Source organism: Campylobacter sp. CFSAN122748 (genome assembly GCF_045277125.1).
Taxonomy (GTDB): domain Bacteria; phylum Campylobacterota; class Campylobacteria; order Campylobacterales; family Campylobacteraceae; genus Campylobacter_D; species Campylobacter_D jejuni.
The window spans coordinates 1,135,003-1,148,145 of record NZ_CP116953.1 but is presented as its reverse complement, the minus strand read 5'-3'; the positions used below and the strand labels follow the sequence as shown (position 1 = coordinate 1,148,145).

The following is a 13,143-nucleotide window of genomic DNA, read 5'->3' as shown; positions in this document are numbered from 1 at the left end:
ATCTTTCTTTTAAAAATTCACATTTTTCAAGGCAAAATATGTTTGATGTCATTGTTATAGGTGGTGGACATGCAGGTGTTGAAGCAAGTGCTGCTGCTGCTAGAATGGGTAAAAAAACCTTACTTTTAACTACATTGATTGAGCAAATAGGAGCGGCAAGTTGTAATCCAGCCATAGGTGGACTTGCTAAAGGGCATTTGGTAAAAGAACTTGATGCCATGGGTGGTCTTATGGGTGAAATCACCGATGAAGCAGGGATACAATTTCGCATTTTAAATGAAAGTAAGGGTGTAGCCGTTCAAGGAAGTAGGGCACAAATTGATATGGATAAATACCGTATCATTGCACGTAATAAACTTTTAAAACTTCCAAATTTAGAAATTTCTCAAGAACAAGCGAGTGTTTTAATCGTAGAAAATGATGAAGTTAAAGGCGTAAAAACAAATTTAGAAAATATATATTTTGCCAAAAAAGTCATCCTAACAACAGGAACTTTTTTAAATGGACTTATTCACGTAGGTGAAAATAAACTTCAAGCAGGAAGGGTAGGGGAGCTTGCTTCGGTAAATTTAGGAAATTATCTGCAAACTTTGGGTTTAAAAATGGGACGTTTAAAAACAGGAACTTGCCCAAGAGTAGATGCAAAAAGCATTGATTTTAGTGTGCTTGAAATTCAAGATGGTGATGTAAATCCTAAAGCTTTTAGTTTTCGTTCAAGAAATTTTAATCCTACTCAACTTCCTTGTTATATTGCACGCACTAATACAACTACACATGAGATTATTAAGAATAATTTTTATCGTGCTCCACTTTTTACGGGACAGATTGAAGGTGTGGGGCCAAGGTATTGTCCTTCTATAGAAGATAAGATCAATCGTTTTAGCGACAAAGAAAGTCATCATCTTTTTATAGAGCCTCAAACTATCGATGCGACGGAGTATTATATTAACGGTTTTTCTACTTCTTTACCTTATGAAGTACAAACTCAAATGTTGCGCTCTGTAAAAGGTTTTGAAAATGCTAAAATAACCCGTTTTGGTTATGCTATAGAATATGATTATATAGAGCCAACTGAACTTAAGCATACTTTAGAACTTAAAAAGATTAAAAATCTTTATTGTGCAGGACAGATTAATGGAACTACGGGTTATGAAGAGGCTGCAGCACAAGGCTTTATGGCGGGAATCAATGCAAGCTTAAGCATAGATATGAAAGAGCCTTTGATTTTAAGGCGTGATGAAGCTTATATAGGAGTTTTAATCGATGATTTAGTAGTAAAAGGTACAAAAGAACCTTATAGAATGTTTACTTCAAGAGCAGAATTTAGACTGCTTTTAAGGGAAGAAAATGCTATACTTAGACTTGGAAAATATGGCTATGATTTGGGGCTTTTAAGCGAGCAAGATTTTACTTATATACAAAATATCGCAAACAATCTTCAAAAAGGACTTGAATTTTTACTTTCTAAAGAATTCACGCCCAATAACCAAAACAATGCTTTTTTAGAGAGTTTGGGAGAAGATAAAATTTCTTCTATAGTCAATCTTCAAAAAATTGTCGCAAGAGCAAGTTTTGATATAGAAAAATTAAAAAAACTTGACCCTATATTTGAAACTATGGATCATTACTCCTTAAGAGAGATTTTAAATGAGGCAAAGTATTATCATTACATTAGTATGCAAAAAGCTCAAGTAGAAAAAATGAAAAATCTTAGTGAGCTTAAAATTCCTGAAAATTTTGATTTTAAAAGTGTAAGTGGTTTGAGTAATGAGGTTGTAGAAAAACTTAATCATCATAAACCGCCAACCATTTTTGCTGCAAGTCAAATCAGTGGAATCACTCCTGCAGCGTTAGATATTTTACAAATTTATATCAAAATGCAAAAGAAAAAAGTTTAAATGCTTGCTTTTTTTATTTTTTTATCTACTTTAGTTTTACTTTTTTGGCGTCCATGGAATTTACCTATTTGGGTATTTTCTAGCTTGGGGGCTTTTTTTGTTTTTATTTTTCAATTGGTAGATTTTAAAGATGCTTGTTTTGTTTTTTCTTTGGTTTGGGATAGTTCTTTAACTTTGGTTGGGTTGATTATCCTTTCTTTTAGCTTGGAAGCTTTGGGATTTTTTGATTTTATTGCGAGTAAAATTTTGTATTTTTCTAGAGAGAAAAATCAAGAAAAAATTTATATCAGTACAAAAAAAATGATGTTATTTTTGTTGATTTTTGTATTTTTTCTTTCTGCATTTTTTGCTAACGATGGAGCGATTTTAATCATTACACCTATTATTATAGCTTTATTTTCAACTCTTAAAGATTGTAAAAATCATGCTTTTATTTTAAGTTCTTTTTTACTTAGCCTTTCTTTTTTATGTGATGCAAGTTCAAACGCTTTGGTTATTTCAAATTTAACCAATATCATCACAGCAAATTATTTTAAGATAGAATTTTTAGAATTTGCTAAAAATATGTTTTTGCCAAATTTTTTTGTTTTACTTTCTACTATAGTTACGGTTTTTGTGCTTTATGTGAGAGTTTTACCTAAAAGGCTTGAATTTAAATTAATCAAAAAAGAGCAAATTTCATTGAAATTGTTTTTTCTTTGCATAGTATTTTTATTTCTTTTTGTTATCAGTTTTTTTATAGGTGAAATTTTTAATATTAAAATAAGTTTTTTTACTTTGCTTTGGGCGGGAATTTTTTGGCTTATTATTTTAAAAATTCAAGGTAAAAAAAGTATTAAAATTCTTTTTGAAGCACCTTATGGAGTTTTGCTTTTTAGTTTTGGGCTTTATATGGTGGTTTTTGCTTTACATAAAATAGGTGTGAGTGAAATTTTGGTTAAAAGCTATGCTTTTTTGATGCAAGATAAGAGTGGAATTTTTGGTGTGGCTTTGATTTCAGCTTTTGGATCTTCTGTGTTTAATAATTTGCCTATGGTTTTAATCGGAGATTTGGCATTAAAAGAATATTTTGAGAATTTTTCTTTTGATTCTTTGATGATTTATGCACATCTTTTAGGTGTAAATATAGGTCCAAAACTTACGCCAATAGGTTCTTTAGCAACTTTGCTTTGGCTTGGAGTTTTGGCTAGAAAAGGCATTAATATTTCTTTTTGGCAATATTGTAAATTTGGCTTTTTGATAACTTTACCTGTGCTTGTTTTTTCTCTTTTTGCTCTTATTGTCTAAATATCAAAACTTGTTAAACAAAGAAAAAATTTATTTTAATTTCGATAAACTTTCAACTTGGTTAAAAAATAAAATCGAAAGGAGCAAGTTATGGCTACATCTGAGAGTAGACGAAGCTTTATGGGCTTTGCATTTGGAAGCGTAGCTGCTGTAGGCGGTGTTTTCTCACTTGTTGCGATGAAAAAAACTTGGGATCCGCTTCCAAGTGTTAAAGCTGCAGGTTTTACTACAGTAGATTTATCAGGAATGCAAGATGGAGAGCTTAGAACTATAGAATGGCGTAAAAAGCCTATTTTTATATTAAAAAAAGATGCGAGTATGCCAAAAGATGAAAAACGTGATGTTGTGGTAGATAACGCAGCTTATACTGTGGTTATAGGACTTTGTACGCATTTGGGTTGTATACCTGCTTACCAACCAAGTGAGCAATTGTTTAAATGCGCCTGTCATGGTGGAGAATTTGACACAAGTGGAAAAAATGTCTTTGGACCTCCTCCAAAGCCTCTTGAAATTCCTCCTTTTAAAATTGATGGAACCAAGCTTGTTTTAGGTGAAGAGGGTCCTGAATATAAAAAAATGATAGCGGAGGCTTAAGATGGCACAAATTAGAAAAGCTAATGGTCTTGTAGATTGGCTTGATCAAAGACTTGCGGTACATAAACTGCTTGATGTTTTAATGGTAAAGTATTGGATACCAAAGCAAATTAACTTTCTTTGGGCAATGGGGGTTATTTTAACCACTCTTTTTGCAGTGCTTTTTGTTACAGGACTTTTACTTGTGATGTATTATAAACCAGATACTGCACTTGCTTTTGATAGTGTGAATAAGACTATTATGCAAGAGGTGGACTATGGATGGCTTTGGCGTCACATGCATGGTGTTGCCGCTTCTGTTGTATTTTTGATTATATACATACATATGCTAACAGGAATTTATTACGGTTCTTATAAAAAAGGTCGTGAGATGATTTGGGTTAGCGGTATGCTTTTGTTTGTTGTATTTTCTGCTGAAGCTTTTAGTGGGTATATGCTTCCTTGGGGACAAATGAGTTATTGGGCAGCTCAAGTAATCACTAATCTTTTTGGAGGGATACCATTTATTGGCTCTGAGCTTGTGATTTGGATTCGTGGAGATTATGCGGTTTCTGATCCAACTTTAACAAGATTTTTTATGCTTCATGTGTGCTTGCTTCCTATAGTTATCATTGCTATTATAGCATTTCACTTCTATTCTTTAAGAATTCCTCATGTTAATAATGAAATTTCTGAAGAACTTGACTTTGATTTAGAGGCTGAAAAATACATGACAGGTGACACAAAGGGTTCTAAAGTGATTCCTTTTTGGCCAGGATTTTTATCAAAAGATTTTATGTATATAAGCTTTTTTATGATTTTCTTCTTTTATTTGGTCTGTTTTAAATTTGAATTTGCAATGGATCCAATTAATTTTGATCCAGCTAATGCGCTTAAAACACCAGCTCATATTTATCCTGAGTGGTATTTCTTATGGAGTTATGAAGTTTTAAGAGGATTTTTCTTTGATATTGCAGGTATTAAAGCTTTTGATATAGGTTTGGCTGCATTTGGTATTGCTCAAGTGATTTTCTTCTTGCTTCCTTGGCTTGATAGAAGTGATGTGGTAAAACCAGCTCATGAAAGACCTTTATTTTTCATTTGGTTTTGGATATTGCTTATCGATTTAATTGTTTTAACAGTTTATGGAAAATTACCTCCAACAGGTGTAAATGCTTGGGTAGGATTTTACGCTTCTATAGTATTTTTACTTTTACTTATTGTAGTTTTACCGGTTATTACTATTATGGAGAGAAAAGGAGCTAAACAATGAGAGAAATAAAAATATTTTTAGTTGTAGTAGTTTTTACTGCACTTGTATATTGGGGGGTAGAGCCTTATGCTCATTCAGTGATGAAGCCTCATGTTGCTCCTGCAAATTTTGATTTTGCTGTTGAAGATACTACTTTTGCAAAAGGTATAGTTGAAGCTAAAGAATTAGCTCTAAAAGATGCACAAGCTTCAGGAGATGCTAAAAGAATAGAGAGTGCAAACAAAGAACTTGAAAAAGCAAAAGAAGAATTAAGCAAGGTTGAAACACTTTGGGCAGATGTTGCAAAGATCGATTTTGCTAAGGGTGATGCAAAAAAAGGTAAAGAATTTTTTGAAAATAACTGTTTTGCATGTCATGGTGTAAAAGAAGATGGAATAGCAGCTAATATTACTGATTCTTCTATGGGAGTAATACCGCCTGATCTTAGTGCAGCTGGTGCTATTTTTGATGAAAAATTTTTAGCAGCTTTGATTATTCATCCTGCGCTTGCTTTAAAAGTAGATCATAAATTTGGTGATGCTTTTATTATGACAGCTTACAATAAAGATACTTCAGGAGAAAGTGAAGAAGCTACAAATGCAAATATAGCCAATGTAATTGCTTATCTTAAAGATGTGAGTGTTAAATTTGAAGCCAATGAAGATGCTACTATTAAGAAAGATGTTGAGGCAAAATATGCTAAAATGGAAAATAGTGCTCAAAAAGCAGCTTTAATGGAAAAAGATATAAAATTTGCTAAAGATAAAGCAACTTTTATTGAGGCTTGCGGACGTTGTCATGATATGAAATACGATAGCTTTTTTACTCCATCAAATCAAAATGATTTAAAAACTTATTTAGGTTCTGTTCCACCTGATCTTTCTATGATGATAAGATCTCGTGGTGAGCAATATTTACATGATTTTATTAATAATACTCAAAAACTTCTTCCAGGAACCGCTATGCCAAGGGTAGGTTTAACAGAAGCTGCACAGGCTAAGGTTGTATCTTATATTGATCAAGTGGGTGATAGCAAAAAAGAAGAAAGAAAAACTACAGGAATTTATGTAATGATATTCTTTGTAATTTTAAGTATTTTTGCTATAGGTTGGAAGCGTTCTGTTTGGTCTAAATTACATTAATATTATAAAATTTTTGCCACTATTTTATATCTGTGGCAAAAATTCTATCTTTTCTTCAATTTTATCAAATTTTAAACATAATTAAGAGATACTATCAAATAATAATTTTTATTAGTTGGAGTATGTCATGCTTGAAAAACAAATGATTAAATTTATTCTTTCAAAATGGAATTATGGAAATTTTAGAATTGTATTTTGGGATCAAGAAGAATTTCATGTGGGTAATCAGCCTGCTAAATTTTCTTTAATTTTCAAAGAAAAAATACCTTTTTTAAAATTATTTAGTGATACGAGTTTAGTTTTTGCAAAACATTATATGGAGTCTAAACTAGAAATAGAAGGTGATTATGATGAAATAGCTAAAGTTTTGTATTATTTTTCAAATAAGCGTTTTTTAAAAAATACAGAGGATATCTTGAGTAAAATAGCCCAAAAACAGGAAAGTAAAAATATCAAAAGTCATTATGATATAGGTAATGATTTTTATAAGCTTTGGCTTGATGATACTATGAGCTATTCTTGCGCTTATTTTAAAGAGCCTAATAATACTCTTTATGAAGCTCAAATTAACAAAATAGAACATACTCTTAAAAAACTTGATTTAAAAGAAGGAGAAAAGCTTTTAGATATAGGTTGTGGCTGGGGTTGGCTTTCTATTATGGCGGCTCAAAAGTATGGAGTTAAGGTTGTTGGAATTACTATTTCAGAGGAGCAGTGTAAAAAAGCTAAGGAAAGAGTAAAAGAACTTGGTCTTGAAGATAAAATAGAAATAAGACTTCAAAATTATCAAGATTTAGAATTTGAAAATTATTTTGATAAAGTTGTTTCTGTGGGTATGTTTGAACATGTAGGCAAAGAGAATTTAGGACTTTATTTCATGAAAGTAAAACAAGTGTTAAAACCTGGAGGTTCTATGCTTTTACATTCTATTTTAGCCATGTTTGAAGGAAAAACAAATGCTTGGATAGATAAATATTTTTCCAGGAGGATATTTACCTTCTTTAAGAGAGGTTGTAAGTGCTATGAGTGAGTGGGATTTTCATCTTCTTTTAGCAGAAAGTTTAAGAATGCACTATGCAAAAACTTTAGATTTATGGGATGAAAATTTTAACGAAGTATTGGACAAGGTAAGGGAAAAATATGATGAAGAATTTATAAGAATGTGGGATTTGTACCTTCGTTCTTGTGCCTCTGCTTTTCGTGTTGGAAGCGTGGATTTGTTTCAATTTTTAATCACAAAAGAAATCAATAATAATCTAAGTCTTACCAAGGACTACATATATAAGTAAAAACTAAACTTAAATTTGATAAAATCTTAGCTTCATTTCACACGCATCAATCCTTTTTAGCTTGTGTAAATTAAGGGATGTGGAGGAATAAAGCTAAATTTATAAGGAGAAACTCATGGTTAGTATGAGAGATTTATTAGAATGCGGTGTGCATTTTGGACACCAAACAAGACGCTGGAATCCAAAGATGAAAAAATTCATTTTTGGCGAGAGAAAAGGTATTTATGTAATTGATTTACAAAAAACTTTAAGATATTTTAGATATACCTATAATATCGTTCGTGACGCTGCTGCCGAAGGAAAAACTATACTTTTTGTCGGGACAAAAAAACAAGCAGGTGGAGCGATTAAAGAATACGCTGAAAAATGTGGTATGCCTTATGTAAATCATAGATGGCTTGGCGGTATGATGACAAATTTTGGTACCATTCGCCAATCAATTAGAAAATTAGAAGTAATTGAAAAAATGGAAGAAGATGGAAGTATTAAACTTTTAACTAAAAAAGAAGCTTTAATGCTTACAAGAAAAAAAGAAAAATTATTAGCTTATTTAGGTGGAATTCGTTATATGAAAACTCAACCTGATATGATTTTTGTTATTGACACAGTAAAAGAAAAAATTGCTGTTCAAGAAGCAAATAGATTAAGAATTCCTGTTGTAGCTCCACTAGATACAAACTGCGATCCTGACTTGGTAACTTATCCTATTCCAGGAAATGATGATGCAATTCGTTCAGTGCAACTTTTCTGCCAAGAAATGGCTGAAGCGATTAATGAAGGAAAAGCTTTAAGAGAACAAGATGGCGAAGCTTTAGCAAATGAAGAAAAAGAAATCACCGATGAAGAGAAAAAAGAAGTTTTAGATGAAGCGATGAGCGAAGAAGACTTCGGTGAGGAGCAAGAATAATGGCTGAAATTACTGCTGCAATGGTAAAAGAACTCCGCGAAAGTACAGGCGCGGGGATGATGGATTGTAAAAATGCTTTGAGTGAAACTAATGGAGATTTTGATAAAGCAGTACAACTTTTAAGAGAAAAAGGTTTAGGTAAGGCTGCTAAAAAAGCAGATAGACTTGCTGCAGAAGGTTTAGTAAGTGTAAAAGTAAGTGATGATTTTACAAGCGCAACTGTAAGTGAGATTAATTCCGAAACAGATTTTGTGGCAAAAAATGATCAGTTTATCGCTTTAACAAAAGATACTACAGCTCATATTCAAAGCAATAGCTTGCAAAGTGTGGAAGAGCTTCACTCAAGTACGATTAATGGTGTAAAATTTGAAGAATATTTAAAAAGTCAAATTGCAACTATAGGAGAAAACTTAGTTGTAAGAAGATTTGCAACTTTAAAAGCAGGTGCTAACGGCGTTGTAAATGGTTATATCCATACAAATGGCCGTGTGGGCGTTGTGATCGCTGCAGCTTGTGATAGCACTGAAGTGGCTTCAAAATCAAGAGATTTGTTAAGACAAATTTGTATGCATATTGCAGCAATGAGACCAAGTTATTTAAGTTATGAAGATTTGGATATGACTTTTGTTGAAAATGAATACAAAGCTTTGGTTGCTGAACTTGAAAAAGAAAATGAAGAAAGACGCAGACTGAAAGATCCAAATAAACCTGAACATAAAATTCCTCAATTTGCAAGTCGCAAACAATTAAGCGATGTAATTTTAAAAGAAGCTGAAGAAAAAATCAAAGAAGAACTTAAAGCTCAAGGTAAACCTGAAAAAATTTGGGATAATATCATTCCAGGTAAAATGAATAGCTTTATAGCCGATAATTCTCAACTCGATAGCAAACTTACTTTAATGGGTCAGTTTTATGTACTGGATGACAAAAAAACTGTAGAACAAGTAATTGCCGAAAAAGAAAAAGAATTTGGTGGAAAAATTAAAATTGTAGAATTTATTTGCTTTGAAGTTGGTGAAGGTTTAGAAAAGAAAACTGAAGATTTTGCGGCTGAAGTTGCTGCACAACTTTAAAAACGGTTAAAAATGGAACTCTTAAGAGCGGAAAATTTAAGCCATAGTTTTGATTATCCGCTTTTTGAGGGTTTAAATCTTACTTTAAATACTAAAGATTGCATTGCTATTCAAGGGAGTAGCGGTTGTGGTAAATCTACTCTTTTGCATATACTTTCTTCTTTATTAATTCCAAAAAAAGGTGAAGTTTTTTTTAAAGGTTCTAATCTTTATCAGATGGATGAAAACGAAAGATTAAAAATTCGCCGCTATGATTTTGGTATTATTTTTCAGACACATTATCTTTTTAAAGGTTTTTCAGCTTTAGAAAATATTGAACTTGCTAGTGTTTTATCGGGTCAAGATTTAGATGAGAAAATTTTAAAAAGGTTAGGTATTGATACACTTTTGCATCAAAAAATAGGAAAGCTTAGCGGCGGACAACAACAGCGTGTGAGTATCGCACGTGTGCTTTGTAAAAAACCAAAGATTATTTTTGCTGATGAAGCAACTGGAAATTTGGATTTTGATAATGCTAAAAATGTTATCGAACTTTTAATTTCTTATGTTAAAGAAAATGATGCGGCTTTATTTTTTGTAACTCACGATAGTAAGCTCGCAAGTTTTTGTGATAAAATTTATACTATAAACGTCAATGGAATTTGTTAATTATTTAGGCGATAAAAATGTTGTAACTTTTATGTTGCTTCTTGCTAGAATGAGTGGTCTTATAGTTTTTTTTCCTTTTTTTTCACATAATTCTATTCCTATGGTAATAAAAAGTACTATAGTTTTATTTTTGACTATGTATTTATATCCTTTGGCTAGATTAGAATCTTTGCATTTAGATAGTTTTTTTGTTTTACAGCTTATCAGTGAAGTGATTTTTGGAATGATAGCAGGATTAATGCTTCAAATTATTTTTGCTATTATTATGATGGCAGGTGAGCAGATTGCTTTTACTATGGGATTTACTATGGCAAGTATATTAGATCCAAGTTCTGGAACGAGTATGCCTATTACGGCACAAATTTTAAATTTACTTGCTTTGATGTTTTTTCTTGCTTTTGATGGCCATCATTTAATGCTTTTGTTTTTAAGTCATTCTTTGGGTTATATTAGTTTAGGTGGATTTTATCCGCATGAGAATTTAATGCATTATTTAAATATGGGTATGTTTAATATTTTCATCATAGGTTTTACTATGAGCTTTCCTATACTTGGAATTTCACTTTTAGCCGATGTTATTTTTGGACTTTTGATGAAAACAATGCCACAATTTAATCTTTTAGTTATTGGCTATCCTATAAAGATAGCTCTAGGTTTTGTAGTTTTGATTGCTATTTTACTAGTTATGATGCAATATTTTAAAAATTTAATTTTAGAACTTTTTACTCATATGCAAACTCTTTTTTTCTCCTAAGGAAAGGATAAATGAAATTATCGTAAAATAGCGATTATTTTTTAAGGATTAAAGTGATGAAAATTTTACTTTTAAATGAAAACCCTGTAGTTTCAAGACTTGTAAGCCTTAGTGCTAAAAAAATGTCTTATGATTTTGAAGAACTTAATGCTTATAGTGAAAATTTGGGTAATTATGATGTGATTGTTGTAGATAGTGATACTCCAGCACCTTTAAAAATTCTTAAAGAAAAATGCGATAGATTGATTTTTTTAGCCCCGCGAAATCAAAATGTAGAAGATATAGATGCGCAAATTTTACAAAAACCTTTTTTACCTACAGATTTTTTAAATTTGCTTAATAATAAAGATGCGAACAAGCATACATCTATTGATTTGCCAATGTTAAGCAATGATGAAAATCCTTATGCTGATATAAGCTTGGATTTAGATAATTTAAATTTAGATGATTTGCCTGATGAAAATTCTTTAGATATAAATTCAGAGGGAATGGAAGATTTGAGTTTTGATGATGATGCTCAAGATGATAATTCAAACAAAACTTTAGAAACTCAAAATTTAGAACATGACAATTTAGAACAAGAAACAATTAAAGAACAGACTCAAGAAGACACTCAAATTGATTTAGATTTAACTTTAGAAGATGGCGAAAGTGAAAAAGAAGACTTAAGCCAAGAACATACAGCTTTGGATACTGAGCCTAGTTTAGATGAGCTAGATGATAAAAATGATGAAGATTTAGAAATCAAAGAAGATGATAAAAATGAAGAAATAGAAAAGCAAGAATTATTAGACGATTCTAAAACAAATACATTAGAAATGCAAGAAGAGCTTAGCGAATCTCAAGATGATAATTCAAACAAAACTTTAGAAACTCAAAATTTAGAACATGACAATTTAGAACAAGAAACAATTAAAGAACAGACTCAAGAAGACACTCAAATTGATTTAGATTTAACTTTAGAAGATGGCGAAAGTGAAAAAGAAGACTTAAGCCAAGAACATACAGCTTTGGATACTGAGCCTAGTTTAGATGAGCTAGATGATAAAAATGATGAAGATTTAGAAGATAATAAAGAATTACAAGCTAATATAAGCGATTTTGATGATCTTCCTGAGGTTGAAGAGCAAGAAAAAGAAATGGATTTTGATGATCTTCCTGAGGATGCTGAATTTTTAGGTCAAGCAAAATATAATGAAGAATCAGAGGAAAATTTAGAGGAGTTTGCTCCTGTTGTGGAAGAAGATGTTCAAGATGAAATAGATGATTTTGCTTCAAATTTGAGTACTCAAGATCAAATCAAAGAAGAACTAGCTCAACTTGATGAGCTTGATTATGGTATTGATAGTGACAATAGTAGCAAGGTCTTAGAAGATTTTAAAGATGAACCAATTTTAGACGATAAAGAATTAGGAACAAATGAAGAGGAAGTGGTTGTGCCAAATTTAAATATAAGTGATTTTGATACATTGAAAGAAAGTGATATACAAGAAGCTCTTGGAGAGGAAATCTTAGAAAAAAATGAAGAGCCTATAGTAAGTGATGTAACTAAAGATGATAATAGCGAAGAGATAGTTAATGAGCTTAGCCAAAGCATAGCAGGAGCGATCACTTCAAGTATTAAAGATGATACCTTAAAAGCTGCTCTTAAGGGTATGAATATGAATATAAATATAAACATTAGTTTTAAAGAGGATTGAAATTGCAAGGTTTTGTTTTGTTGATTTCAGGTCCTAGTGGTGCTGGAAAATCAACTCTTTTAAAAAAACTTTTTGATGAATTTGAAGATGAGCTTTATTTTTCTATTTCTTCAACAACTCGCAAACCAAGAGAGGGTGAAAAAAATGGAATACATTATCATTTTATATCCCATGAAGAATTTCAAAAAGGTATAGATAGTGATCATTTTTTAGAATGGGCTAGAGTGCATGAAAATTTTTATGGTACTTCTTTAAAGCACACTCAAAATGCTTTAGATAATGGAAAAATAGTTGTTTTTGATATTGATGTGCAAGGATTTAAAATAGCCAGAAAAAAAATGGCTGATAAGATTGTTTCTGTTTTTATTACTACAAAAAATAAAGATGAGTTAAAAAAAAGACTTATTAAGCGAAATACTGATACAATAATACAACTAGAAAAAAGATTACAAAACGCTAGTGATGAGATGAAAGAGCTTAGCGAGTATGATTATCTTATCATTAACGATGAGTTAAAGCAAAGTTATGAAGCATTGCGAGCGATTTTAATCGCCCATAAATTTAGAACCAAAGGGCAGAATCTAGGGCAAATTCAAAATATTTGGAATGAAGGAGAATAA

The 13,143-nt window shown here is 31.3% G+C and carries 11 protein-coding genes and 1 pseudogene; all 12 read left to right on the top strand.

Going from position 1 to position 13,143, the window contains the following annotated elements; genetic code table 11:
• Positions 1-38: 38 nt before the first annotated feature.
• The 12 genes and pseudogenes from mnmG to gmk all read left to right on the top strand — a co-directional run bounded on the left by mnmG (position 39) and on the right by gmk (position 13,143).
• Complete coding sequence (mnmG, locus tag OT390_RS06055; RefSeq protein ID WP_011049896.1) at positions 39-1,898, top strand: tRNA uridine-5-carboxymethylaminomethyl(34) synthesis enzyme MnmG; 1,860 nt, start codon at positions 39-41, stop codon at positions 1,896-1,898.
• A complete protein-coding gene (locus OT390_RS06050; RefSeq protein ID WP_052775754.1) occupies positions 1,899-3,185 on the top strand; it encodes an arsenic transporter in 1,287 nt (428 codons plus the stop codon). It begins immediately after the preceding gene.
• A gap of 90 nt (positions 3,186-3,275) precedes the next feature.
• Positions 3,276-3,779 carry a ubiquinol-cytochrome c reductase iron-sulfur subunit gene (gene petA / locus OT390_RS06045; protein ID WP_002852880.1) on the top strand — a complete coding sequence of 168 codons (504 nt, stop codon included), beginning with the start codon at positions 3,276-3,278 and terminating at the stop codon, positions 3,777-3,779.
• A 1-nt stretch (position 3,780) separates the two neighbouring features.
• Entirely contained in the window at positions 3,781-5,031 is a 1,251-nt protein-coding gene (locus OT390_RS06040; RefSeq protein WP_406611467.1) for a cytochrome bc complex cytochrome b subunit, read from the top strand.
• Positions 5,028-6,152 (top strand): cytochrome c1, encoded by a 1,125-nt coding sequence (locus tag OT390_RS06035; RefSeq protein WP_002871683.1) that lies wholly within the window; start codon positions 5,028-5,030, stop codon positions 6,150-6,152. Before OT390_RS06040 ends, OT390_RS06035 begins: the two co-directional genes overlap by 4 nt.
• Before the next feature lie 127 nt (positions 6,153-6,279).
• Positions 6,280-7,441, top strand: a pseudogene (locus OT390_RS06030) (class I SAM-dependent methyltransferase).
• Between the two features lie 115 nt (positions 7,442-7,556).
• Complete coding sequence (gene rpsB / locus OT390_RS06025; RefSeq protein ID WP_002853455.1) at positions 7,557-8,348, top strand: 30S ribosomal protein S2; 792 nt, start codon at positions 7,557-7,559, stop codon at positions 8,346-8,348.
• Positions 8,348-9,421 carry a translation elongation factor Ts gene (tsf, locus tag OT390_RS06020; RefSeq protein ID WP_038401480.1) on the top strand — a complete coding sequence of 358 codons (1,074 nt, stop codon included), beginning with the start codon at positions 8,348-8,350 and terminating at the stop codon, positions 9,419-9,421. The genes rpsB and tsf overlap by 1 nt, the downstream gene beginning before the upstream one ends.
• 12 nt (positions 9,422-9,433) lie before the next feature.
• Positions 9,434-10,069, top strand: coding sequence for an ABC transporter ATP-binding protein (locus OT390_RS06015; RefSeq protein WP_002867385.1), 636 nt, complete (start codon positions 9,434-9,436; stop codon positions 10,067-10,069).
• Complete coding sequence (gene fliR / locus OT390_RS06010) at positions 10,056-10,823, top strand: flagellar biosynthetic protein FliR (protein ID WP_002859266.1); 768 nt, start codon at positions 10,056-10,058, stop codon at positions 10,821-10,823. The genes OT390_RS06015 and fliR overlap by 14 nt, the downstream gene beginning before the upstream one ends.
• Before the next feature lie 56 nt (positions 10,824-10,879).
• Positions 10,880-12,523: a hypothetical protein gene (locus OT390_RS06005; RefSeq protein ID WP_052800189.1), complete on the top strand. Its 1,644-nt coding sequence runs from the start codon at positions 10,880-10,882 to the stop codon at positions 12,521-12,523.
• Positions 12,520-13,143 (top strand): guanylate kinase, encoded by a 624-nt coding sequence (gene gmk / locus OT390_RS06000; protein ID WP_002860253.1) that lies wholly within the window; start codon positions 12,520-12,522, stop codon positions 13,141-13,143. The genes OT390_RS06005 and gmk overlap by 4 nt, the downstream gene beginning before the upstream one ends.